The 22,427-nt window shown below is 71.0% G+C and carries 23 protein-coding genes, 2 tRNA genes and 1 pseudogene; 17 read left to right on the plus strand and 9 right to left on the minus strand.

All coding sequences use genetic code 11. The features are described 5' to 3' along the window. Positions 1-20 precede the first annotated feature (20 nt). The 3 genes from KBX46_RS30710 to KBX46_RS30720 all read left to right on the plus strand — a co-directional run bounded on the left by KBX46_RS30710 (position 21) and on the right by KBX46_RS30720 (position 2,250). Entirely contained in the window at positions 21-1,484 is a 1,464-nt protein-coding gene (locus tag KBX46_RS30710) for an amidase (RefSeq protein ID WP_210795460.1), read from the plus strand. Between the two features lie 75 nt (positions 1,485-1,559). Further along, positions 1,560-1,856 (plus strand): hypothetical protein, encoded by a 297-nt coding sequence (locus tag KBX46_RS30715; protein WP_088949768.1) that lies wholly within the window; start codon positions 1,560-1,562, stop codon positions 1,854-1,856. Then, positions 1,843-2,250 (plus strand): DUF5130 family protein, encoded by a 408-nt coding sequence (locus tag KBX46_RS30720; RefSeq protein WP_088949767.1) that lies wholly within the window; start codon positions 1,843-1,845, stop codon positions 2,248-2,250. The genes KBX46_RS30715 and KBX46_RS30720 overlap by 14 nt, the downstream gene beginning before the upstream one ends. Positions 2,251-2,306: 56 nt before the next feature. Here the strand turns inward: KBX46_RS30720 and KBX46_RS30725 are convergent, their stop codons facing one another. After that, entirely contained in the window at positions 2,307-2,870 is a 564-nt protein-coding gene (locus KBX46_RS30725; RefSeq protein ID WP_210795462.1) for a Uma2 family endonuclease, read from the minus strand. Positions 2,871-2,952: 82 nt separating this feature from the next. Next, positions 2,953-5,502 (minus strand): aminopeptidase N, encoded by a 2,550-nt coding sequence (gene pepN, locus KBX46_RS30730; RefSeq protein ID WP_210795464.1) that lies wholly within the window; start codon positions 5,500-5,502, stop codon positions 2,953-2,955. Positions 5,503-5,724: 222 nt separating this feature from the next. On the opposite strand from pepN, the gene KBX46_RS30735 reads away from it, so the two are divergent. The 4 genes from KBX46_RS30735 (at position 5,725) to KBX46_RS30750 (ending at position 8,986) form a co-directional block, all read left to right on the plus strand. Beyond that, positions 5,725-6,351 carry a DsbA family protein gene (locus tag KBX46_RS30735; protein ID WP_210795466.1) on the plus strand — a complete coding sequence of 209 codons (627 nt, stop codon included), beginning with the start codon at positions 5,725-5,727 and terminating at the stop codon, positions 6,349-6,351. Between the two features lie 204 nt (positions 6,352-6,555). Further along, complete coding sequence (locus tag KBX46_RS30740; protein WP_210795468.1) at positions 6,556-7,143, plus strand: hypothetical protein; 588 nt, start codon at positions 6,556-6,558, stop codon at positions 7,141-7,143. 87 nt (positions 7,144-7,230) lie between these two features. After that, positions 7,231-8,430, plus strand: a complete 1,200-nt coding sequence (locus KBX46_RS30745; RefSeq protein ID WP_088949763.1) for a DUF1015 family protein — start codon at positions 7,231-7,233, stop codon at positions 8,428-8,430. 88 nt (positions 8,431-8,518) lie between these two features. Continuing rightward, positions 8,519-8,986 carry a ribose-5-phosphate isomerase gene (locus KBX46_RS30750; RefSeq protein ID WP_088949762.1) on the plus strand — a complete coding sequence of 156 codons (468 nt, stop codon included), beginning with the start codon at positions 8,519-8,521 and terminating at the stop codon, positions 8,984-8,986. A gap of 2 nt (positions 8,987-8,988) precedes the next feature. Here the strand turns inward: KBX46_RS30750 and KBX46_RS30755 are convergent, their stop codons facing one another. After that, the gene (locus KBX46_RS30755; protein WP_099847967.1) at positions 8,989-9,330 is read right to left on the minus strand and encodes a hypothetical protein; all 342 of its coding nucleotides are present in this window, start codon (positions 9,328-9,330) and stop codon (positions 8,989-8,991) included. 140 nt (positions 9,331-9,470) lie between these two features. Here KBX46_RS30755 and KBX46_RS30760 point away from each other — a divergent pair, with 140 nt between their 5' ends. After that, complete coding sequence (locus KBX46_RS30760; protein ID WP_088949760.1) at positions 9,471-10,016, plus strand: hypothetical protein; 546 nt, start codon at positions 9,471-9,473, stop codon at positions 10,014-10,016. 187 nt (positions 10,017-10,203) lie between these two features. Here KBX46_RS30760 and KBX46_RS30765 read toward each other — a convergent pair whose 3' ends face one another. Both KBX46_RS30765 and KBX46_RS30770 read right to left on the minus strand, forming a co-directional pair. Then, positions 10,204-10,470 (minus strand): hypothetical protein, encoded by a 267-nt coding sequence (locus KBX46_RS30765; protein WP_099847965.1) that lies wholly within the window; start codon positions 10,468-10,470, stop codon positions 10,204-10,206. Positions 10,471-10,565: 95 nt separating this feature from the next. After that, on the minus strand, positions 10,566-12,710 hold the full coding sequence (locus tag KBX46_RS30770) for a M14 family zinc carboxypeptidase (RefSeq protein ID WP_210795470.1): 2,145 nt from the start codon (positions 12,708-12,710) through the stop codon (positions 10,566-10,568). Between the two features lie 191 nt (positions 12,711-12,901). Between KBX46_RS30770 and KBX46_RS33230 the strand changes: the two are divergent. From KBX46_RS33230 to KBX46_RS30785, 3 genes and pseudogenes are all read left to right on the plus strand, one after another. Further along, a pseudogene (locus tag KBX46_RS33230) lies at positions 12,902-13,054 on the plus strand (sigma factor); the annotation flags it as partial. A 277-nt stretch (positions 13,055-13,331) separates the two neighbouring features. After that, positions 13,332-13,799 carry a hypothetical protein gene (locus KBX46_RS30780; RefSeq protein ID WP_210795472.1) on the plus strand — a complete coding sequence of 156 codons (468 nt, stop codon included), beginning with the start codon at positions 13,332-13,334 and terminating at the stop codon, positions 13,797-13,799. Positions 13,800-13,924: 125 nt separating this feature from the next. Beyond that, complete coding sequence (locus tag KBX46_RS30785) at positions 13,925-14,422, plus strand: GNAT family N-acetyltransferase (RefSeq protein WP_247668459.1); 498 nt, start codon at positions 13,925-13,927, stop codon at positions 14,420-14,422. Between the two features lie 31 nt (positions 14,423-14,453). Here KBX46_RS30785 and KBX46_RS30790 read toward each other — a convergent pair whose 3' ends face one another. The 3 genes from KBX46_RS30790 to KBX46_RS30800 all read right to left on the minus strand — a co-directional run bounded on the left by KBX46_RS30790 (position 14,454) and on the right by KBX46_RS30800 (position 15,609). Next, the gene (locus tag KBX46_RS30790; protein ID WP_210795474.1) at positions 14,454-14,864 is read right to left on the minus strand and encodes a hypothetical protein; all 411 of its coding nucleotides are present in this window, start codon (positions 14,862-14,864) and stop codon (positions 14,454-14,456) included. 88 nt (positions 14,865-14,952) lie between these two features. Beyond that, positions 14,953-15,468 (minus strand): putative immunity protein, encoded by a 516-nt coding sequence (locus KBX46_RS30795; RefSeq protein ID WP_210795476.1) that lies wholly within the window; start codon positions 15,466-15,468, stop codon positions 14,953-14,955. A 67-nt stretch (positions 15,469-15,535) separates the two neighbouring features. Beyond that, positions 15,536-15,609 (minus strand) — tRNA-Gly (locus tag KBX46_RS30800). A 324-nt stretch (positions 15,610-15,933) separates the two neighbouring features. Here KBX46_RS30800 and KBX46_RS30805 point away from each other — a divergent pair. The 6 genes from KBX46_RS30805 (at position 15,934) to KBX46_RS30830 (ending at position 21,602) form a co-directional block, all read left to right on the plus strand. Next, a tRNA-Pro gene (locus KBX46_RS30805) sits at positions 15,934-16,007 on the plus strand. A gap of 138 nt (positions 16,008-16,145) precedes the next feature. Next, positions 16,146-17,486 carry a trigger factor gene (gene tig / locus KBX46_RS30810; protein ID WP_088949753.1) on the plus strand — a complete coding sequence of 447 codons (1,341 nt, stop codon included), beginning with the start codon at positions 16,146-16,148 and terminating at the stop codon, positions 17,484-17,486. Positions 17,487-17,682: 196 nt separating this feature from the next. Then, on the plus strand, positions 17,683-18,324 hold the full coding sequence (locus KBX46_RS30815; protein WP_088949752.1) for an ATP-dependent Clp protease proteolytic subunit: 642 nt from the start codon (positions 17,683-17,685) through the stop codon (positions 18,322-18,324). A gap of 10 nt (positions 18,325-18,334) precedes the next feature. Continuing rightward, positions 18,335-18,997 (plus strand): ATP-dependent Clp protease proteolytic subunit, encoded by a 663-nt coding sequence (locus KBX46_RS30820; RefSeq protein WP_088949751.1) that lies wholly within the window; start codon positions 18,335-18,337, stop codon positions 18,995-18,997. Between the two features lie 209 nt (positions 18,998-19,206). After that, positions 19,207-20,502 (plus strand): ATP-dependent Clp protease ATP-binding subunit ClpX, encoded by a 1,296-nt coding sequence (gene clpX, locus KBX46_RS30825; protein WP_088949750.1) that lies wholly within the window; start codon positions 19,207-19,209, stop codon positions 20,500-20,502. 302 nt (positions 20,503-20,804) lie between these two features. After that, complete coding sequence (locus tag KBX46_RS30830; protein ID WP_210795478.1) at positions 20,805-21,602, plus strand: carbon-nitrogen hydrolase family protein; 798 nt, start codon at positions 20,805-20,807, stop codon at positions 21,600-21,602. An 18-nt stretch (positions 21,603-21,620) separates the two neighbouring features. Here the strand turns inward: KBX46_RS30830 and KBX46_RS30835 are convergent, their stop codons facing one another. Next, the gene (locus KBX46_RS30835; RefSeq protein WP_088949748.1) at positions 21,621-21,845 is read right to left on the minus strand and encodes a hypothetical protein; all 225 of its coding nucleotides are present in this window, start codon (positions 21,843-21,845) and stop codon (positions 21,621-21,623) included. Positions 21,846-22,427: the final 582 nt, after the last annotated feature.

Below are 22,427 nucleotides of genomic sequence, written 5' to 3' on the forward strand. Positions count from 1 at the left end.
CCAGCGGGCAGGATGAGGGGATGGCCGAGCCGCACGACCTGACCGCGTTGGAACAGGCCGCCGCGATCGCCCGCGGCGAGCTGACCAGCGTCGACCTGGTCGAGCATTGTCTGGGCCGGGTGGCCGCGCTCGGCGACACCGTGGGCGCGTTCGTCACCGTCACCGAGGACCTCGCCCGGCAGGCCGCACGCGCCGCCGACGCCGTGCCGGTCGAGGCGCGCGGCCCGCTGCACGGTGTGCCGACCGCGATCAAGGACCTGACCCTCACCGCCGGCGTGCGCACCACCTTCGGTTCGGCCGCCTTCGTCGACTTCGTCCCGCCGGTCGACGCCGACGTGGTCCGGTTCATCAAGGCCGCCGGCCTGGTCAGCCTCGGTAAGACGACCACCTCCGAGTTGGGCTGCTCGCTCTACTCCGAGGGCCGGGTCGCGCCGCCGGCCCGCAATCCGTGGCAGCTGGCGTACACCGCTGGTGGGTCCAGCGGCGGCGCCGCGGCGGCGGTGGCTGCCGGGCTGGTCCCGGTCGCCCAGGGGTCCGATGGCGGTGGCTCGCTGCGCATCCCGGCGTCGCTCTGCGGCCTGGTCGGCTACAAGCCCAGCCGTGGCGTGGTCTCCGGCGGGCCGCTCGGCTCCGGCGCGTTCGGCCTGCCCACCAGCGGCCCGCTCGGGCGGACCGTCGCCGACGTCGCCGCGCTGCTCGACGTGATGGCCGTGCCGGTCCCCGGCGAGCCCTACCTGTCGCCGCCCGCGCCGCCCGGCGGATATCTGGCCGTGGCACGCCGGGCCGAGCCCGGCCCGCTGCGCATCGGCCGGTTCACCACGCCGATGCTCGCCGACGAGCCGGTGCACCCCGACTGCGTGGCCGCCGTGGACCGGGCCGCCGCGCTGCTCACCGCAGCCGGCCACGAGGTGGTCGAGGTGCCGCCGCCGCTCGGGCCGGCGGTGTGGCCGCTGTTCGAGATCCTCTGGTATGTGCTGGCGCTCGCCCCGGTGCCGCCGCAGCGGGAGGCGGAGCTGCTGCCGTTGACCCGGCTGATGCGCGCCCGGGGCGCGGAGATCTCCGCCGGCACGCTGGCCGCCACCCTCGGCGAGTTGCAGGCTCAGGTCCGCCTCGGCGCCCGTCGCACCGCCGGGGTCGACGTGCTGCTCTGTCCCACCCTGGCCGCGCCGCAGGCGCCCGTCGGCTGGTTCACCGCCGATGGTGACCCGGCGGCCGACTTCGACCGGCAACGCCGCTTCTCGCCCTACTGCGCCATCTTCAACGTCACCGGCGATCCCTCCGTCTCCCTGCCGGTCGGCACCACCACCGACGGCCTGCCCGTCGGGGTGCTGCTCACCGGCCGGTACGGCGACGACGCGCGGCTCATCGCGACGGCTGCGCAACTGGAGAACTCCAGTGACGGATGGGATCGGCACCCCGCAATCTGGCGGGCCGTCGACTCCGCTAACGTGAATGGTGACGGCGTCGGGTGGCCAGCATCATGATCATCCATCCGACCCGCTTGTTCGAGGTCGTCCTTCTTCCGCCTGGGGGCGTTGGGATTGTCTGTTACCGAGACGTTGCTGGTCTTCGTCGGCATCCCGCTGGCTGCGGTGCTGGTCATCGCCGGCCTCACCTATGCCGGTAGCAGCGGTGGTGCCACCGGCGGTGGCCGTGGTGCCAAGCGCTACCGCCCGGGCCGGCCCTTCGACTTCACTCCGGTCTGGTTCCTGGGCCGCCCGGAGCAGCTGGCCGACTCGGCCGGCACCGCGCTGACGGCGGGGGCGCAGGCGCCCGCGCTGACCAGCCACAAGCTTGAGCAGGCCAGCGTCGAGGCGCCGGCCGGTGGAACCGGAGGCGCAAGTGACCGTTGGTGAAAAGCACGCCGGGTCGGAAAATCCGCCCGAGGTGCTGGACGGGCCCTTCTCGACCCGCCAGCTGCTGCGCATCGACGAGGCGTTGCGCCTTGCCGACCAGGGCACCGGCCTGGTCTTCTCGGTGTTCGTCGGCGGTCTCGACGAGCCCGTCCGGGAGCACGCCCAGCGGCTGCACCGTCAGCTCGCCGACCCGGACAAGTCGGTGCTGATCGCGGTGTCGCCCAACCAGCGTCAGCTGGAGATCATCACCGGCCGGTACGCGCGCAAGCGCATCCCCGACACGTACGCCAAGCTGGCCGCGCTCTCGATGGCCGGCGCGTTCAGCGGCGGTGACCTGGCCGGCGGCATCATCAACGGCCTCGACCAGCTCTCCAGCCACGCCGGCAAGGGCTGAGCCTCTCCTCGTACGACGAAGCCCGGCCCGCGAACAGCGGGCCGGGCTTTCGGACCTTAACGGGGCCAGGCGGAGGGGTCGAGGCGCATCGGCCACGGCTCGTCGATCTGCACCGGGTCGTCTGGGCCGACCGTGCCGAGCAGGTTGTAGTGAACGCCCTTCACCAGCTCGTAGCGATATATCACGGGGCCGAAGTCGCCGCGCTCGACCCGCCAGTAGGCGGGAATGCCGACCTCAGCGTAGAGCGCAGGCTTGGTGAACCGGTCATGCCGACGGCTGCTCGGTGATTCCACCTCGACGACAAGCGCCACATCCGCTGCTTCGATCCAGGTGCCGTCCGCAGGGGCCGTCGGCTTCAGCACGGTGACATCAGGAATGAGATTGCTGCCGGCGGCACGAAGCCCCGCCTCCCGGATCACCCGCCATCCGGTCGGCGTCGCCGCTCGCAGGGCTGCCCGTAGCTCATCGGCCAGTTCCTGGTGTCCGAAACCCGGTGGTGGGGTGACGTGCAGGCTCCCGTCGATGATCTCGTAGCGGTTCCCATCCTCGGGAAGGTTGGACAGGTCCTGCTCGCGCCACTCGCGCGCAGGGGGTCGCCACTCGTAGATCGGCTGTGCCATCACGTCCACCTCCTTTCGCAACCATAACGGCCCGTGCCGGCGTCGGCTCGCGCCCACGCCGGCACGGGCCGCGTACCCCTGATCAGCTCTGCTCGGCGTCCTTCGCGCGGGCCTTGAGCGCCCGCAGCACGCCGTCGCGGCCCTCGGCGACCAGCCGGCGCAGCGGGCCGGGGTGCCCGTCGCCGGCCAGCCACGCGTCGGTGGCCGCCACCGTGTCGTCCTCCACCAGGTAGGCCGGGTATGCCAACTGGGCGAACTCCTGCGCCGGCTCGCTGTCCCGGGTGGCCCACACCTGCGCCACCGTCTCGAAGTACCGCTCCCGGTACGGGGCGATCAGCTCCACCTGCGTCGGGTGCGCGAAGCCCTGCAACAGCGCCCGGTGCCGCCAGTTGGGCAGCGCGTCGGGGCCGGTCAGCAGCGCCCAAAGGGCGGCCTTGTTCTCGGCCGTCGGCAACAACGCCTGGGCGTACGCGGCCTCCCGCTCACCGCTCGCGGTGCGGTCGCCGGCCAGCTCCGCCTCGATCTCGGCGGCACCGGCCGCGCCGTTGGCCACCAGCGCGGCGAGGACCGACCAGCGCAGCTCGGTGTCCACGGTCAGCCCGGCCGGGATGCCGGTGTCGTCCAGCCAACCGCGCAGGGTCGCCAGGTCCTCGTCGGAGCGGGCCGCCGAGGCGAACGCGCGGGCCCAGGCCAGCTGGAAACCGCTGCCGGGCTCGGCGCTGGCGAGCGCGTCCCGGGCGGTACGGGCCAGGTCGGCCCAACCGGTCGGCGCCCAGGCCGGGTCGGCGTACAGGGTGAGCGCGGTGGTCGCCTGCCGCAGGGTGGCGGTGACCAGGTTGATGTCGGTCTCGGCGGGCAGCCCGCTCAGCGTGAGCGCCACGTAGTCACGGGCCGACAGCTCGGCGTCGCGGATCATGTCCCACGCGGCGGTCCAGCACAGCGCCCGGGCCAGCGACGACTCGAAGCCACCGATGTGCTGCACCACGTTGGCCATCGACCGGTCGTCGAGGCGCAGCTTGGTGTAGCTCAGGTCGTCGTCGTTGAGCAGCAGCACGTCGGCCGCCCGGACACCGCGCAGCTCGGCGAGGTCGGTCCGCTCGCCGGTCACGTCCACCTCGTAGCGCTCGCGACGGACCAGCCGCCCGTCGGTGAGGTCGTACAGGCCCACGCCGATGCGGTGCGTCCGCAGCGTCGGGTATGCCGTCGGGGCCTCCTGGAGGACCGCCACCTGCTCGTAGGTGCCGTCCGCGCCGATGGCCACCTCCGGGCGGAGCGTGTTGACCTGCGCGGTCTCCAGCCATTGCGCCGCGAACTTGCGCAGCTCCCGGCCGGAGGCCGCCTCCAGCTCGGTGAGCAGGTCGTCGAAGGTGGCGTTGCCCCAGGCGTGCTTGCCGAAGTAGGCCCGCAGCCCGGCGACGAACGGCTCCTCACCCACGTACGCGACTAGCTGCTTGAGGACGCTCGCGCCCTTGGCGTAGGTGATGCCGTCAAAGTTGACCTCGACGGCCTCCATGTCCGGCATCTCGGTGTAGACCGGGTGCGTGGAGGAGAGCTGGTCCTGCCGGTAGCCCCAGTTCTTGCGGATGGACAGGAACGTCGTCCACGCCTCGGTGAACCGGGTGGCGTGGGTGTTGCACCAGTGGCTGGCCCACTCGGCGAACGACTCGTTGAGCCACAGGTCGTTCCACCAGCGCATGGTGACCAGGTCGCCGAACCACATGTGGGCCAGCTCGTGCAGGATCGTGTTGGCCCGCTGCTCGTACTCGAAGTCGGTGACCTGCGAGCGGAACAGGTAGTGCGACTCGGCGTGCGTGACGCAGCCGAAGTTCTCCATCGCGCCGGCGTTGAAGTCGGGCACCCAGAGCTGGTCGTACTTCGGCAGCGGGTAGCGCACGCCGAACTTCTCGTGGAAGAAGTCGAAGCCCTGCTTGGTGATCAGGAACAGGTCGTCGGCGTCCAGGTAGCGCGCCATCGACGCGCGGCAGAACACCCCCAGGTCGATGCCGTCGTGGCTGTCCCGCACCTCGTGGTACGGGCCGGCGCACATCGCGGTGATGTAGGTGCTCATCCGGGGCGACACGGTGAAGTGCAGGGTCTTGAGCCCCTCACCCGCCGGCTCCTCGCGCTGCACGGGCATGTTGGACACGGCCCGCCAGTGCGTCGGCACCGTGGCGTGCCAGGTGTAGACGCTCTTCAGGTCGGGCTGGTCGAAGCAGGCGAACACCCGCTGCGCGTCGGCCGTCTCGAACTGGCTGTAGAGGTATGTCTCGCCGTCCACCGGGTCGACAGTGCGGTGCAGACCCTGGCCGCTGTTGGAGTAACCGAAGTCGGCGTCGACGACCAGCGTGTTGTCGCTGTCCAGGGAGGACAGCACCAGGCCCTTCTCGGCCGACCAGTCGGAGAGGTCGACGGGGGAGCCGTTCAGCGTCGCGGAACGCACCGACTCGGCGGCCAGCTCGATGAACGTGCTCGCACCCGGCTCCGAGCAGCGGAAACGCACCTCGGTCGTGGACCGGAACGTGCGGCCGTCCGCCGCCAGCACGGCGGTGGACAGGTCCAGACTGATGTCGTACCCCGTCACATTGAGCAGGCGGGCCCGCTCGGTCGCCTCGACCTGCGTCAGGTTGCGCACTCCCGGCACTGTTCGTCTCCATCCCAACATCTCGCCGTACGCCCGGCGGCGCCCGTCTGCCAACCGCTCGTGGCGGCCGGCCCGAACCGAGTCTTCCATGTACGAGCAGCCCGCGGTGGCCGAGGTCACGCTCTCATTCGGGTGCCGCTCGACGGGCTGCGGGGTGAAGATTCCCCTGAGACGCCGGACTGCCGGCGCCCCCCGTCGCGAAGGGACCTCACCGTGACCGATCGTGTCACCGCCGACATGTGGTTCGACCCGGCCTGCCCGTGGGCGTGGATCACATCCCGCTGGCTGCTTGAGGTCGAGCAGGTCCGTGACGTGGACATCCGTTTCCACGTGATGAGCCTCGCCGTGCTCAACGATGGCCGGGACGAGCTGCCCGAGGAATACAAGGAGTTCCTGAAGACCGCCTGGGGCCCGGTGCGGGTCTGCATCGCCGCCGAGCAGCGGTACGGCAACGACGCCCTGCGTCCCCTCTACACCGCGCTCGGCACCCGGATCCACCTCGGCAAGGAGGAGCGGGGTCACGAGCTGTACGTCGCCGCGCTGACCGACGCCGGTCTGGACCCGGCGCTGGCCGCGGCCGCGGACAGCACCGACTACGACGAGGCGCTGCGGGCCAGCCACGAGGCCGGGATGCGCCCGGTCGGGCAGGACGTCGGCACGCCGGTCGTCCACGCGCCCGGTCCGGACGGCACCCCTGTCGCGTTCTTCGGCCCGGTGATCACCCCGGCTCCGAAGGGGGAGGCCGCGGGCCGGCTCTGGGACGGCGTCCTGCTGGTCGCCGGCACGCCGGGCTTCTACGAGCTCAAGCGCACCCGGGAGCAGGGCCCGATCTTCGACTGAGGTGTGCCAAGGGGCCCCCGGTCGACGCCCGGCGTCGACCGGGGGCCCCTTCCATCGCCGACCACCTCCGCAGCGCGCCCCGCTCGGCGTGTCGCGTCGTGGCGATGCCCGCCCCGTCACCGGGAGACCGCCGCGCTCGTTGGCCTGCATGTCCGCCGCAGCGACCCGCAGGGCCGCACCCCGCAGTTCGTGGAGGCAATCCCGATGGCCAAGCACCGTGCGTCCGGTGACGATCAGCTGACCCGGCAGGGGGTGATCGACACTCCCGGCGCGGCCTACTGGTCCGTTGACGACTCCCGCTGGCCGGCGGTCCGTCCGGACCTACCCGCCCATCTGGTCGACCTGCTCGCGCCGCCCATCGTGGTGGGCGTGGCCCGGGTTCCGGTGACCTCCCGGCTCACACCGCCCACGTCGGCCGACCCTCTGACGTCGGCCGTCGACTCCGGCCCGACCGACCTCGTGGCGTCCACCGCGTCGCCCGTGCCGGCGCTGCCGGTCCCGGCGCCGCCCGTCGCGACGCCGCCCGTCGCGACGCCGCCCGTCCCGTCGGCGGCGGCACCGGCCCAACCCGCGCCGCCTCCGCCGGCGCCCGCCCCCTCACGTCCGGTGCCCACGCCGCCGCTGAGCCCGCGACCCGTCCCGTCGCCGCCGCCCGAGCGGCCCGTGCCGGGGCCGCCCGCGTCGCCCCGTCGCGCCGTGAACACCGGGCCGGTCGGCAACGGCCGGCGGGGCAACGGCGGGCCGGCAACCGCAGGCAGGCACCGCCGGGGCGCGTCCGACCGCACCGGCTGACCACTCCGCCGGCCTGGCGCTTTCATCTGGTGGACCCCCGCGGGTCCCCCGTCGACGGCGACACCGTCGCCGGTAGCGTCAGTGGGTATGACGGTCGTGCATCCGATCTCCCGGGCGTGGGTCACCACTGGTGGCACCGGCGCGCAGAACTACGACGAGTTCGCCGACGACGCGGAAATCACCGCGATCATCGAGGCGAACCCGCACAGTGCCCTCGGCATCGAGATGCCGCACCGAGCCCCGCAGAGCCTGGGCAGGTCGTTCCTGGACGCATTGCCGGATGCGGTCGCGCGCCTCGCCGAGGCCAAGGCGGACGGCAGCTACACCCCCGCCGAGCAGGTGGTGGTGCTCTACCGGATCACCGCACCCGGCGAGGAACCCGCGTACGGGCTGTTCGCGATGGTGGACACCGACCAGATCTCCACCCGGGCCGACGAGCCCGGTCTGGTCATCCGCAACGAGGACGTCTTCATCGCCAAGGTGCGCGAGCGGGTGGCACTGGCCGAGGCGCTCGGTCACCTGCTCTCACCCGTACTCCTGCTCCAGACCGGGCGCGGCGACGAGCTGCACGCCGCGCTCGCGTCGGCGACCGAGATGTCCGGCGCGCCCGCCGCGACGGACACCGACCAGGCGGGGCGCACGCACGCCATCTGGCTGCTCGGCCCCGGGCCGGAGCAGGCCGCGTTGACCGCCCTCGCCGGCGGCGGGGAGCTGGTCGTCGCGGACGGCAACCACCGCAGCCTGGCTGCCCAGACCGGCGGGCTGTCGCGCTTCCTGGCCGTGGTCACCACCCCCGCGTCGGTGGCCATCCAGCCGTACAACCGACTGGTCAGCGAGCTGACCACCACACCAGCCGAGCTGCTCGACCGGCTGCGGGCCGCGGGCGCCGAGGTCGAGCCGATCGACGGCCCGGTCGAGGTCCCGCAGGGTGGCGGCACCGTGCACCTCCGCCTCGACGGCCAGGGGTACGCGGTGCGCCTGCCGGCGACGGCCTCCGCCCGCCTGGAAAACCTGGACCACGCCCTGGTCGAGCGGCTGCTGCTGCGCGACGCGCTCGGCCTGGACCCGGGCGACAAGAGGATCACCTACGTCGGCGGTGACTACCCGGCGAGCTGGCTCACCGGTGAGGTCGACGCCGGGCGGGCCGAGCTGGCCATCCTCATCGCGCCGGTGACCGTTGCCGACTTCGTCGCGGTGAACCTCGCTCGGGAGAAGATGCCCCGCAAGAGCACCTGGTTCACCCCGAAGGCGCGGGGCGGTCTGGTCGTCGCCGAGCTGCCGCGCTGAGCGTTCCCCGGCACGACCGTGTGACGAACCCGGCTCTCCGACGCCGCCCCCGCGACGTCGGAGAGCGCGGCCTGACAGACTGCCCGGTATGCGCGTCTACCTGGGATCCGACCACGCCGGTTTCGAGTTGAAGGTGCACCTGGCCAACCACCTGGCCAAGCAGGGGTACGACGTCGTCGACGTCGGCCCGCACAGCTACGACCCGGACGACGACTACCCGACGTTCTGCCTGCACACCGGCGACCAGGTGGTGGCCGACGAGACAGGCCTCGGCGTGGTCATCGGTGGGTCCGGCAACGGCGAGCAGATCGCCGCCAACAAGGTCGCCGGCGTCCGCGCCGCGCTGGCCTGGAGCGTCGAGACCGCTCAGTTGGCGCGCCAGCACAACGATGCGAACGTCGTCGCGATCGGTGCCCGGCAGCACACGTTGGACGAGGCCACCGGCATCGTCGAGGCGTTCCTGAACACGCCGTTCTCCGGCAACGAGCGGCATGCCCGTCGGATCAACCAGGTCGCCGAGTATGAGCGGACCCGGCAGCTGCCCGTCCTGCCCTGAGGTCAGCGCGGCGAGCGGGGCAACTCCTCGCGGGGCACCCAGTTTCGGCGGACGACAACCACCCGGGCTTCCGCCTCGGCCAGATCCTCGTCGGTGGGCCGGGCGGCGTCCCGGGCCCGCAGCGCGGCGCTCAGGCCCACCTGGGACGAGCCGGAGCCGACCAGCCCCCGCAGCCCCCGCTCGCCGTCGCGCTCGTCGCCACCCGGGCCTCGGCGGCGCGGCGGCGGGTCGTCACCGTCATGCACCCCGGGGGTGCTGACCGTCGGGCTGTCGGCACTGCGCCCAGCCGGCTCCGAGTCGGGGTGGTGGCGTAGCCGTCGCCGTCGTCGGTCGGGGTCACCCATCAGCCGACCGTACCCTGCCCGGGGTGGGATTCGGCACTGTCGCGTCGGCCGGCGTCTCGGGCGGGGTCGGCGACCGGTTTGCCGGCTGGCTACCCTCGGAATCAGGCGGTGTTGTTGCCGTCGGTCAGGGGGAGGACAAGATGGCAGACCAGACGCAGCCGTGGGCGGAGCGGACCGTGGAGGTGCCACCGCAGGCCGGCGTCGGGGTGCCGCCGCAGCGCGACGGGTTCCGCCGGGGTGTGGCCCCGGTGGGCCAGCCGCGCAGCCCGCGGACCGAGCCGTTCCCGGTGGTGGAGCAGGAGCCGACCGGCACCGGCTGGCCCGGCGAGCCGGCCCCGCGCCGGTCGCTGAGCTCGCGGATGTCGCAGCTCCGGCGTGGCGGTGAGTGGAGCGCCGCGGCCGGGCTGTTCGCGTTCGTCTGCTGGGGGATCTGGGCGCTCTCCGGCCAGGGTGACCTGAGCGGTCCGCTGCTGGTGCTGGTGCTCAGCCTGCTGGTGGCGGTCGGCCTGTTCGCCCTGTTCCGGTTGGTCGGCCGGGTGGTGTTGGAGCGGCAACTCGGTCGGGTCCGGCGCGGTGCGCGCGGCGCCCACCTGGCGACGGCGGTGTTCCTCGTCGGCCTCGGCGTGGCCTGGCTCCAGCAGACCGAGTGGGTCGTCTCGGCCTGGAACTGGATCTCCTCGAACTGATCACGGGCGCGTACGGGCGGGTCGGCTCTGTGCCGCCCGCCCGTACGCCCGGTCGCGGCACGCCGCGACGCCGGTCGTCTCCCCACCAGGCAAGGCTGCTGCTTACCCGGCCGGCCACGGTTCATCCGTGGCCGGCCGGTTCGACTGGTGCCCCGTTCGGGGCGGCTCGATCCGCTCGGCGTTGCGGTCAGTGGGTGCCGCCGTGCCCTTCGGCGTCGGCGCGGGGCGAGACGACCCGGGCGGCCGGGTCCTCGACGCCGGGCTCGCCGCCGTCGGGGGCCACCATCCCGTCGTAGTTGTAGAGCGGCTGGCCGTCGTCGTGCTGCTTGGTGGTCTTGATGTAGCGGTGCATCATGCCGTCGATCTCCAGCTCGACGAGCGCGTCGCCGCCGGTGTCGTGGGTGCTGCCGTCGCGGGGGCCGCCAATCAGGTGGGCCGTGGTGTTCGTGTCCATGAACAAGCCCTACCCGCGAGCCGTTGGGCGGAAACGGATGAAATGTCGGCGGGCGGTGCCGTGCCCGGCGTGCGGGCACGGCACCGCCCGGGAGATCAGGCGGCGGGCTGGGCCGCCGCGTAGTCGCGGGCCACCCGGACCATTTCCACCAGTCCGCCGGCGTACTCCTGGGACTCGCCGTGTGCCTCGTCGAACGGCGGCTGGAAGCCGACGCCCTCCCACTGGTTGGTCGCCGGGTTCCACCGGTCGTTGCCGACCTCGAAGTCCCAGGCGAAGATGCCCAGCTCGTAGTAGAGCTGGTCCGCCGAGTTGCCGGCGGCGGAGTAGAGCACGTCGGCGACCGGCCCGGTCTGCGACGGCCAGGTGACGGTGCCGCGTTCCTGCGCGATGGCGCCGACGATCCGCCGGGCGCTGTTGAGGAACAGCGTCGACTCGTCGATCGACGGTCGCGGCAGGGTGACCCGGCCGTCGGCCCGGTACGCCCCCGGCGGCCACATGAAGTACCCGCCGTAGGAGTGCACGTTCATCGCGAACTTGATGTTCGAGTGGGCCTGGGCGAGCGCGATCACGTTGCTGCTCTCCGCCTCGGACAGCTCGGCGGTGCCCGCGTAGGTGCCGGAGAGGCAGTTGGCGCTGGCGCCCACGTAGCCGTCGAAGTACGACCCGACGGTGTAGTTGCGGTTGATGTCGACGCCCCACGAGGTGCGGTACTTCGGGTCGCGGGCCGCCCCGGTGCAGTGGTTGACCAGGTTCTTGCGCTGCATGTTGAAGTCGTTGAACGAATAGTTCGCGCCGTCGGGGTTGACCGTCGGGATGACGAAGATGTCGACCTGCTCCAGCAGCTCGCGGGTGGCCGGGTCGGTCCGGGCGTTGGCCAGCATCCGCTCGGCGAACTCCAGCGTCACCAGCGGCGTGGCCCACTCCCGGGCGTGTTCCTGGGAGTAGGCGAGCACCCCGACCCGGGAGCCGTCACGGTGTACGCCGAGGCGCAGCGCCTGCACCGTCCACGGCCGTGCCGGCACCTCAGTGCCCTGCAACCCGTCGTCGAGCCGGGCCGGACCGGCGACCGGCATGGGCAGCCCGGTCGAGCCGTCCTCGACGGTGGCCCGGAAGCGGTTCGGTTGGCGGGCGTTGATCGCCGCGGCGACCTCGTCGGTGGTGCTCACCGCCTTGCCGGCGGTGTCGGTGGCCAGCGACACGGTCAGCACGCGATCGCGGTAACGGACGGTCAGCGGTCGGTTGCGCCGGCCCGGGTCGACCGTCCGCACCTGCACGCCGTTCATGCCCTGGTCGCCGAAGCGGACCGACTCGACCACCACGGCCGCCACGGCCGGGTCACCCAGGTACGCGACGGCGTTGCGCCGGTATCCCTGGGTCTTGTTCGGTAGGTCGATGACGTCCACCAGATCCCGGTACTGGCGGGCCAGCCGCTTGACCCGAGCCTGGATGTCGGTCGGCGTCAGGTACGCGTCGATGAAGTCCTTCTGGTAACCGGCCGGCAGGGGCGGCGGGGTGGTGTTGGGCCAGAACGTCGGCGTGACCACGCGGCTGACCCCGCCGAGGCTGGAGCTGGCGGTCAACTGGACCGGCCGGTTCGGCACCGGCTGGGGAAGGTTGTAGTGGTACTGGTACTCGCCGGAGTCCTCGAACCGGTACAGCGGGAACGACCCGGTGGCGCCGTCCGCCGTCCGCCAACTGACGGTGATCTCCACGTCCGGGTCGTCGGTGGCGGTGGTGGCCACCTGGGCCTGGAGGAACGTCTGGCCGCTTGTGGTCCACCAGTACGCCTGCTGCACCTGGAGGGTGTCCACCGCCGCGGCGGCGGTGGTCCGCTGGCCGGCGGCCGGAGCGCGCAGCCCGGCGGCGGTGCGGGCCTGCGCCGCGCGAACGCTCTCGGCATGATGCCGGCTGCCGTCCCCGGCGCGCTGCACGACCTGTACGGCCTTCGCGCCCTGGGCGGTCAGCTCGGCGAGCTGCGTGCCGCTGAGCACGAGGTCGGCGAGGATTCGCCCGTCCCGCGCCCGGGGCCGGTTGGCGAGGTCCGCGCCGGTGGCGACGAGCCGGTCGAGCTGTGCCTGGTCACGTAGTTGCACCCGGACCAGGGCGGTCTCGGTGGCGCTCAGGGTGATCGGTGGTGCGGAATCGGCGGGTGCCGCGGTTCCCGGAGCGGGGTGGGACAGCACTGCGCTGAACAGGATCGCTGTGGTGGCGGCAGCTGTCCACCGTCGTCGGACGATCATGTGCCCTCCTGACGGACATCGATGTACCTGGTCCTTACACCAGTGCATAGATCGACACCTGTCAAGGTGATGCGTCGGTTGTAGCCTCCGGACGTCGTTCGGCGTTGATCGGGTGACATGTCCGCGAGTTCGGAGCAACCCGGCGGGCCGGACCCCGCGTGACTACCTCGAAACGGGGATCGGAGGCCTAAATGAGCGATCGCGACAAGGCGTTCGCCGAGTACTTCGCGGCACGGTCCGGTGCCATGCGCGGCACCGCGTACCTGTTGTGCGGCGACTGGCACCGCGCCGAAGACCTGGTCCAGACCGCGTTCGTCAAGCTCTACCGGGTCTGGAACCGGATCTCCCGGCACGAGGTGCTTCCGCCGCCGAGCGGTGTGGGCGTCCCTCGGATCGGCGGCTGTCGTGCTGGCGGTCACCGGCTTCGCGGCCGTCACCACTCCGGACGGCCGCCTCTACCAGCCGGCGGGCAACGGGCCACTGGCATCTCCGGACGCGTCGGGGGACACCAAGCAGGCGTGACCGACCGGGCCCGACGGTCGACCGCAGGAGGACCGGACCGCACGAGCCGGGTCCAAGTACGAGCAGGGAATCCACCTGCTCAGGGAGGCTGTCTCGATCGTGCCCGCCGGCTTCACCGCACCGGAGGATCCACCGGGCCAGTCCGATCCGACTCTGCGGACCCAGCAGGCGCAGTTCGAGGCCGAGGTGGACGGCATCGACGTGTGGAGCTACCTGACCTCGGTGGCCGTGGCCCAGGGCAAGGGCACCGGGCGCGTGATCGTCGAGGTGCACGACGCCCCCAACCCGCTGCCGGCCGAGCCGTGCGACCTGGCCCAGAAGTTCTGGGGCATGAGGGGCGAGTGCCAGGTCGAGACCGTCGGTGCGACGCGGGTCGGCGTGGTGGTCCGGCCGAGCGACGACGATCGGCTGGACCAGTGGTCGGCGTACCGGCACCCGGACGGCGTGGTGGTCTTCGTGGCGCAGAGCGTGCGGCTGGACGAGAGCCGGCCGGCGTTGACGAAGCTGCCGTTCTCCGTGCCGCAGCTGGCGGCCCTCGCCGTCGACGAACGGTTTCACCTGAAGTGACACGGCAACTCGGCTGAGCCGAGTGGGTCCAGGTGCCGCGACCGTGTGGCTCACCTGGGCCTTGCTGTGCGTCAAGGCCCGCCGCCGGGATCATCCGGTGTCGTGCGGTTGTAGCGTCAGCGCCCATGAGCTGGCTGCCCGACGATTTCGTCCACCCCATCCACGTGCCCGTGCCCGGCACCACGCTTCACCTGCGGCCGATCCGGGAAGCGGACACGGCGCTCGACTACCCCGCGGTGATGGGCTCCCGGGAGCGCCTGTGGGAGATCTTCGGTCCGGCCTGGGCGTGGCCGAACGAGAAGATGACCTACGAAGAGGACCGCATCGACCTGCTGCGACACGAGGTCGAGATAGCCGCGCACCAGTCGTTCAACTACGCGCTGCTGGACGCGGACGAGACGGCGATCCTGGGCTGCGTCTACGTCGATCCGCCCGAGCGCACCGGCTCGGACGGCGAGGTTTCCTGGTGGGTGGTGGACGACCTCGTCGGCGGCGAGGCGGAGCGCGCACTCGACGCGCTGGTGCCGCAGTGGATCGCCGCGGACTGGCCCTTCCGGCAGCCCCGTTATCTGGGCCGCGACATCGCCTGGCAGGACTGGCTCGCGTTGCCGCGCGCCTCGTGACGCGTACGGGGTGATCCGGGGCGCGCCGGCCTCACCGGCGCGCCGTGAGGGGAACGAGGACGGCGACGGCGACGCCAAGCGTGCTGGCGCCGACGGCCCACCACCAGAAAAACCCCGAGAAGACCGAGGCGATCAGGAGTCCCACGCCGAGGCCGGCCAGCAGCCCGAGTGCGAACAGGGCCCGTGGGGGCAGGGCGAGGTGCGGCAGGCGTCGTACCACGAGCACCTCCAGCCAGGTGCCGCCCACCGTCAGCAGCGCCGCGCCGATCACGTCCACGGCCGTCAGTCCGTGACCTTCGCTGAGGGCGACGAGGACCCTGCCCTCGTCGCCCCCCGGGACGAAGAGGACGAGCACGCCGGCGACGACGAGCAGAGCGGCAAGAACGACCTGCCTGCGCGGAGCGCCCTCACCCTTGTGCGACATCGCCACAGTCTCGGCCATCCGCCACCGGTCGCGCAGGAGCCGTATCGGCGGACATCGAACGCCTGGGGTACGGGCTGGTGAGCGGTGAGGTGGGCTGGCGCCCCATTCAGCAGTCGAAGACCGACCAGCAGATGTCGTTGCGCAGCCGCTGGTCGTCGAGCACCAGCTCGCGGATCGCCTCCGGGAGCTGTGCACGCTGCCACCGGCACTCGAGTCGCCCCGCGGCATCGCTGTCGCCGGCCGGCGCGGCGGCGCGTGCGGCTTTGATCGCATATGCGGCCGCACCCAGTTCGTGCGCGGCGACGTGTGCGACGACCCCCGCCTGACCGGCGGCGTACGCGGCGTGCCGTGCCGCCCCGCGCAGGTCCCTGGCCGCGCCCATGGCGTGCCCGCCCGCCGAGCGGGCCTGCGTCATCGTGACCTCACCCCGCACCCAGGCGCGGGCGTGCTCGATCGCTTCCCGCGGTCGAGGGTCGTCCGGCCGAACCGACTCGAACAGGTGCAGGACGTGCTCCGCGCAGGACGCGGCCCACAGGGCGAGGAGGTGGTGATCCGGATCGGTGAGGCTCCCACCGCGGCGAAGCGTGATGAAGCGCGGGTCCCGCACCTTCGGGAGGATCATGGCTGGACGTCCTCCAGGCCGAGCCGATGTCCCCGGGGGACAGCCTCTGGCCTGGGTCGGAGGGCTGTGGAGCGGGCGACGGGAATCGAACCCGCGTAGTCAGTTTGGAAGACTGAAGCTCTACCATTGAGCTACGCCCGCGTGCACCCACCTGAGCGGGTCGCGCCGACAGCGTACCCAATGGCTGTGCCCGCCGCGTAGCCACGCCACCGCCTGCCGGCGCCGCGTCGTCCCGGCGCCGCGTGGCAGCCCCGAAGATCCGCACAACATCAGGGATGTTGTGGTCTCCGCACGCCCTGAGGCCACTACAACCCGGAAGTTGTGCGGATCTTGGGCGACGGCCGGGCGGCGGGCACCTCCGCGCTCGGCAGTGTGGGCGATTCGGCGGGTTTGGGGGATGTGTCCGGGTGGGGGATGCCCCGGCACCGCCTGAGGCGCGGCGACGGCATAGACTGCTCGTCGCCACGGGGTGTGGCGCAGCTTGGTAGCGCACTCGCTTTGGGAGCGAGGGGCCGTGGGTTCAAATCCCGCCACCCCGACTGTCGTCCGCGGCCGGGCCGCCCCGGGTGCCGCCCAGTGCGGTCCCCGGGCGATGCCGGAGCGTCAGGCCGGCTCGCCTACACTCGATGGGCTGAATCACGCCCAGACTCAACTGAGATCCGTCAAGGAGTACGCCTGTGAAGAGCACCGTCGAGACTCTGAGCCCGACGCGCGTGCGGCTCGCCATCGAGGTGCCGTTCGTCGAGCTCGAGCCGAGCCTCAAGAAGGCGTACCGGGAGATCGGTTCGCAGGTCCAGGTCCCGGGCTTCCGCCGGGGCAAGGTGCCGACCGCGGTGATCGACCAGCGGGTGGGCCGGGGCACCGTCCTCAACGAGGCGGTCCAGGAGGCCATCCCGGAGAACATCCTCGCCGCCGTGCGTGAGCACGACCTCAAGACGCTGGGGCGCCCCGAGGTCGAGATCACCGAGTTCAACGATGGTGACTCGCTGAACTTCACCGCCGAGGTCGACGTCCGGCCCGAGATCACCATCCCGGACACGAGCGCCATCGAGGTGACCGTTGACGAGCTGCAGATCGACGACAGCGAGATCGACGAGCAGGTGAAGAACCTGCGGGAGCGCTTCGCGACCCTCAAGACCGTCGAGCGGGCCGCCGCCGAGGGTGACTTCGTCCAGATCGACCTGAACGCCACCGTCGACGGCGAGGACGTGCCGGGCGGCCAGGCGAGCAACATCTCCCACGAGGTGGGCAGCAAGCAGCTCCTGCCGGGCCTGGACGAGGCAGTGGTCGGCCTCTCCGCCGGCGAGGAAACCACCTTCACCACGCAGCTGGTCGGCGGCGACTTCGCCGGTCGCGACGCCGACGTGGCGGTGACCGTTCGCACGGTCAAGGAGAAGGAGCTGCCCGAGCTGAACGACGAGTTCGCCCAGATGGCGAGCGAGTTCGACACCATCGAGGAGCTGCGCGGCGACCTGCGGGCGCGGGTCACCCAGGGCAAGCAGGTCGAGCAGATCTACGCCGCTCGGGACAAGGCCCTGGCGCAGCTCGTCGAGGCCGCCGAGATCCCGGCCCCGGAGGGTGTCGTCCGCGAGGAGGTCGAGAGCCGCAAGCAGGCGATGGTCGACCAGCTCGAGCGGATCGGCGCCTCCATGGAGGAATACCTCGCGGCCGAGGACAAGACCGAGGAGCAGATCGACGCCGAGCTGACCGAGGCGGCGACCGAGGGCGTCAAGGTCCAGCTCCTGCTGGACACGCTGGCCGACGCCGAGGACGTCCAGGTCTCCGACGACGAGTTCGGTCACGAGATCGTGCACCGGGCGCAGCGCGCCGGGATGGCTCCCCAGCAGTACTACGACCAGCTGGTGCGCTCCGGCGCGGCCGCTGCGGTCTTCGGCGACGTGCGGCGGGGCAAGGCGCTCGCCGCTGTCATGGAGCGCATCACGATCAAGGACGAGGCCGGCAACCCCGTCAGCCTCGACGCGCTGCGCGCCGCCAACGAGGCCGAGCACAACCACTGATCGTCGGGTGCGGCCGCCGTCCGCCGCTGCGCGGTGGATGGCGGCCGTTTCCCTTTCCGGGGTACGGCCCGGAAGCCCGCGCCGCGGGTACGCCCGACACAGCTGCGCTGAGAGCGAACAGTGCCCCGACCGGGACTCTGCCGCCCCGCACAGCGGTTAGTGTCGGGAAAGACGGTACGGAGAGCGAAGGGCTGCCATGACCGACATGCACATCCCCAAGAAGTCGCTCCGGGCGATTGAAGCGCGCGGTGGCGACTCCATTGGCAACCTCGACGACTCGGTCTACAACCGGTTGCTCAAGGAGCGCATCATCTTCCTGGGCAGTGAGGTGACCGACCAGGTCGCCAACCGCATCTGCGCGCAGCTGCTGCTGCTCGCCGCGGAGGACCCGGACCGCGACATCAACCTGTGGATCAACTCGCCGGGTGGCTCGGTCTACTCCGGCATGGCGATCTACGACACCATGCAGTTCATCGACAACGACGTGTCGACGGTGGCGATGGGCATGGCTGCCTCGATGGGTCAGCTGCTGCTCTGCGCGGGCACCAAGGGCAAGCGCTACGCCCTGCCCCACGCCCGGATCATGATGCACCAGCCGTCCGGTGGCCTGGGCGGCACGGCGTCCGACATCGCCATCCAGGCGGAGCAGATGCTCTACACGAAGCGGATGTTCCAGGAGCGGGTCGCGCACCACACCGGCCAAGACCAGTCGCAGATCGAGGCGGACTCGGACCGGGACCGTTGGTTCACCGCCCAGGAGGCCATGGACTACGGCTTCATCGACAAGGTGATCATCGGGGCCGCACAGGTTCCGGATGGCGCCGGGACCCTGAGCTGAGGAGCTGACGATGACCGATCTGAGCCTGCCGCCCCAGTTCGCGGCCGTGCACAACCGCTACGTGCTGCCGTCGTTCGTCGAGCGCACGTCGTACGGGGTCAAGGAGTCGAACCCGTACAACAAGCTCTTCGAGGACCGGATCATCTTCCTCGGCGTCCAGGTGGACGACGCGTCGGCCAACGACGTGATGGCCCAGCTGCTGACGCTCGAGGGCACCGATCCGGACCGCGACATCATCATGTACATCAACTCGCCGGGTGGCTCGTTCACCGCGATGACGGCGATCTACGACACCATGCAGTACGTCCGTCCGGACATCCAGACGGTCTGCCTCGGCCAGGCCGCCAGCGCGGCTGCGGTGCTGCTGTCCGCGGGCACCGCCGGTAAGCGGATGGCGCTTCCGAACTCGCGGATCATCATCCACCAGCCGGCCACCGAGGGCGGCTACGGGCAGGGCTCGGACATCGAGATCCAGGCCCGGGAGATCCTGCGGATGCGTACGCAGCTGGAGGACATGCTGTCCCGCCACTGCAACCGCCCGATCGAGCAGGTGCGCAAGGACATCGACCGTGACAAGATCATGACGGCCGAGGAGTCCAAGGAGTACGGGCTGGTCGACACGATCCTGACCAGCCGCAAGAAGGGCTTGCTGGCCGCCCAGGCCGCTAGCTGAGCAGTACCGGGTCAGAGGTTGGCCGGGGCTTTCGTTCCCGGCCGACCTCTGACACACCCGTTTTGGGGGTCGGAGAATGCCCCGCCAGCGGGTAACGTCGGGTCCGTACCGCTTCGCCGGTCGACCGGCGGGGCGAACCAAGCCGGACGGCGCGCAGCGTCCGCAGGTCAGGGCCGGGTCTCCGGCCGATGAGTGCAGGGAGAACGTAGGTGGCACGGATCGGTGACGGCGGCGACCTACTGAAATGCTCCTTCTGCGGCAAGTCGCAGAAGCAGGTCAAGAAGCTCATCGCGGGCCCAGGGGTCTACATCTGCGACGAGTGCATCGATCTCTGTAACGAGATCATCGAAGAGGAGCTGGCCGAGTCCGGCGAGGTGAAGTGGGAAGAGCTTCCCAAGCCGATGGAGATCTGCCAGTTCCTCGACAACTACGTCGTGGGGCAGGATCAGGCCAAGAAGGCGCTCGCGGTCGCGGTCTACAACCACTACAAGCGGATCCAGGCCGAGGCGGCCAACGCGCCAGGCTCCGGCAATGATGCCGTCGAGCTGGCGAAGTCCAACATCCTGCTGCTCGGTCCGACGGGGTGCGGCAAGACCCACCTGGCGCAGACCCTCGCCCGTATGTTGAACGTCCCGTTCGCCATCGCCGACGCCACGGCGTTGACCGAGGCGGGTTACGTCGGCGAGGACGTGGAAAACATCCTCCTCAAGCTGATCCAGGCCGCGGACTACGACATCAAGCGCGCCGAGACCGGCATCATCTACATCGACGAGGTCGACAAGATCGCCCGCAAGTCGGAGAATCCGTCGATCACGCGCGACGTCTCCGGCGAGGGCGTGCAGCAGGCTCTGCTCAAGATGCTCGAGGGCACGGTGGCGAACGTCCCGCCGCAGGGTGGTCGTAAGCACCCGCACCAGGAGTTCATCCAGATCGACACCACCAACGTGCTGTTCATCTGCGGCGGTGCGTTCGCTGGCCTGGATCAGATCATCGAGTCCCGCACCGGGCAGGGCGGCACCGGCTTCGGTGCCCGGCTCCGGTCGGTGTCTGATCGGTCGACCGACGACATCTTCAGCCAGGTCATGCCGGAAGACATGCTCAAGTTCGGGTTGATCCCCGAGTTCGTGGGCCGGCTGCCGGTGATCACCAACGTGCGCAGCCTTGACCGCAGCGCCCTGGTTCGCATCCTCACCGAGCCGCGCAACGCGCTGGTCCGGCAATACCAGCGCCTGTTCGAGCTGGACGGGGTCGAGCTGGAGTTCGACGAGCCGGCACTGGAGGCGATCGCCGATCAGGCGATGCTGCGGGGCACCGGTGCCCGTGGTCTGCGCGCCATCATCGAGGAGGTTCTGCTCTCCGCGATGTTCGAGGTGCCCAGCAACCCCGACGCCGCCCGGGTGTTGATCACCCGCGAGGTGGTCCTGGAAAACGTCAACCCGACGATCGTTCCGCGCGAGTTCACCGGGCGCCGTGCCCGGCGGGACCGCGAGGAGAAGTCGGCCTGATCCTCCCCGTGTCACGCCGGCCGCTCAATCCTGACGCGGCCGGCGTGATCGCGTTCGGCGGTCCCATTCGCCCCGACCGGGGGACCGTCACCATCGTCAGCCGGGCCGCTTCGCCGCTGTCGTCACGCTGACCGCGGCTGGGTCCGACGGGAAGCGTTCCGTCGCGCCGACCCGATCGCCCTGTCCACGGTGTCGCGGCTCCCCAGCGTCCCGCTGCCGGTCGTACAGGTGCTGTCGGTGCCCTGGCCCCCGACCGCCGCTGACGCTGTCCACGCCGGCACCTCCCGCCGTACCCTGTGGTCATGCGTGTCGCCGTCTGCCAGCTGAACGCCCGGGACGACCGCAAGGCCAACCTGGCCGCCGCCGAGGTCCTGCTGGAACGCGCCGCCGCCGGCGGCGCGGACCTTGCCGTCCTTCCGGAGTACGTCGACTACCTCGGCCCCGCCGCCGGACTGCCGGAGCCGGAGCCGGTGGACGGGGAGGTCGGCAGCTTCTTCGCCGGGATCGCCCGACGGCTCGGCATCTGGGTGGTGGCCGGCTCGTTCCACGAGGCCGGCCCGGACCCGGAGCACACCTGGAACACGTCGCTGGTCTTCGACCGCACCGGCGCCCTGGCAGCGAGCTACCGCAAAATCCATCTGTACGACGTGGAGATCCCCGGTCGGGTCTCCTACCGGGAGTCCGCGAGCGTGGCGCCGGGTGTGCAACCGGTGGTGGTGGACGTCGAGGGCCTGCGGGTCGGCCTGTCGATCTGCTACGACCTGCGCTTCCCGGAGCTTTACCGGCTGCTCGCCACCGATGGCGGCGCACAACTGCTGGTGGTCCCCGCGGCGTTCATGATGCACACCGGGCGGGACCACTGGGAGGTCCTGCTGCGGGCCCGGGCGATCGAGAACCAGTGCTTCGTGGCGGCGGCTGGCCAGACCGGCGACCACGAGCCAGGTCGCACCTGCTTCGGGCGCAGCATGGTGGTCGACCCGTGGGGGACGGTCCTCGCCCAGGTGCCGGACGGCCCGGGTGTGTCCGTCGTCGACCTGGACCTCGACGGCCTTGCCGCGATCCGGGCCGAGCTGCCCAGCCTGGCCAACCGCCGGCTCTGACGCCAGGCCCTGGCAGTCTCAGCCTTCCAGCAGAACGCCGATCACCGCGAACCCGGCGATGGCCGCGGCGGTGACCAGCAGCGCGGTGGTCATCCGGGATTTGCCCCGTCGGGCCAGCCGTCCCACCGAGAGCACCAGGACGACCAGCACGACCGCACCGATCACCACCTGCCAGAACGGCAGGAGGAGGCCCAGTAGTGCCTCCTCGGCGAACACCCTCGTGCCCAGCCCGGACTCATCCATGTCTGACACTCTGGCACGTCGGGACAGCCCGCGTCCCGAGGCTGCGCCGGGTGCCGCCGCGCCCCGGTCGGTCGAACCAGTGATGAACCCTGATTTGCCTTCTCCGGGCCGTCCGCGTAACTTTCTCTCTGCACGGGGAACGCCGGACAAACCGGCGGAGAACGGGCACCGGGCTCGTGGCGGGAACGCCGAGCGAGGCCGAGGATCGGGCGGTGCGGAACACTCCGGATACGGGGTTGCGAACGCGAAGCCGACCGGGTAGAGTTTTGAAGCCGGCAGGAGCCGGGCGGAGAGCCGCGAAGCGGCGATCGGCCGGTCTGCGGCTTCCCACGACAGTAACGACCGCCGGTCACGGCGTGCGTCATCGTGGATCCGGACGAACCAAGTTGATCGCCTCGGATACGAGGTTGACAACGAAAGTTCGACCAAGTAAGTTTGAGCGGTTGCCCCGAAACGGGGTTCCACTGAGGTGGGGCTTCTGGTCGGTGTGTGGTTGTTCTTTGAGAACTCAACAGGGTGCTTGTAAAGCCAGTGCCAATTATGATTTATACCCCGGACTGGTCAGTTTTTGCTGGCTGGTTG

The organism is Micromonospora sp. C81 (assembly GCF_018070425.1).
Classification (GTDB): domain Bacteria; phylum Actinomycetota; class Actinomycetes; order Mycobacteriales; family Micromonosporaceae; genus Micromonospora; species Micromonospora zamorensis.

Coding starts and splice junctions, on each gene's coding strand:
- KBX46_RS30710 (WP_210795460.1), top strand. CDS start 21: ATGGCCGAGCCGCACGACCTGACCGCGTTGGAACAGGCCGCCGCGATC.
- KBX46_RS30725 (WP_210795462.1), bottom strand. CDS start 2,870: ATGGCACAGCCGATCTACGAGTGGCGACCCCCTGCGCGCGAGTGGCGC.
- KBX46_RS30740 (WP_210795468.1), top strand. CDS start 6,556: ATGGCCAAGCACCGTGCGTCCGGTGACGATCAGCTGACCCGGCAGGGG.
- KBX46_RS30745 (WP_088949763.1), top strand. CDS start 7,231: ATGACGGTCGTGCATCCGATCTCCCGGGCGTGGGTCACCACTGGTGGC.
- KBX46_RS30750 (WP_088949762.1), top strand. CDS start 8,519: ATGCGCGTCTACCTGGGATCCGACCACGCCGGTTTCGAGTTGAAGGTG.
- KBX46_RS30755 (WP_099847967.1), bottom strand. CDS start 9,330: ATGGGTGACCCCGACCGACGACGGCGACGGCTACGCCACCACCCCGAC.
- KBX46_RS30760 (WP_088949760.1), top strand. CDS start 9,471: ATGGCAGACCAGACGCAGCCGTGGGCGGAGCGGACCGTGGAGGTGCCA.
- KBX46_RS30765 (WP_099847965.1), bottom strand. CDS start 10,470: ATGGACACGAACACCACGGCCCACCTGATTGGCGGCCCCCGCGACGGC.
- KBX46_RS30770 (WP_210795470.1), bottom strand. CDS start 12,710: ATGATCGTCCGACGACGGTGGACAGCTGCCGCCACCACAGCGATCCTG.
- KBX46_RS30785 (WP_247668459.1), top strand. CDS start 13,925: ATGAGCTGGCTGCCCGACGATTTCGTCCACCCCATCCACGTGCCCGTG.
- KBX46_RS30790 (WP_210795474.1), bottom strand. CDS start 14,864: ATGGCCGAGACTGTGGCGATGTCGCACAAGGGTGAGGGCGCTCCGCGC.
- KBX46_RS30795 (WP_210795476.1), bottom strand. CDS start 15,468: ATGATCCTCCCGAAGGTGCGGGACCCGCGCTTCATCACGCTTCGCCGC.
- KBX46_RS30815 (WP_088949752.1), top strand. CDS start 17,683: ATGACCGACATGCACATCCCCAAGAAGTCGCTCCGGGCGATTGAAGCG.
- KBX46_RS30820 (WP_088949751.1), top strand. CDS start 18,335: ATGACCGATCTGAGCCTGCCGCCCCAGTTCGCGGCCGTGCACAACCGC.
- KBX46_RS30830 (WP_210795478.1), top strand. CDS start 20,805: ATGCGTGTCGCCGTCTGCCAGCTGAACGCCCGGGACGACCGCAAGGCC.
- KBX46_RS30835 (WP_088949748.1), bottom strand. CDS start 21,845: ATGGATGAGTCCGGGCTGGGCACGAGGGTGTTCGCCGAGGAGGCACTA.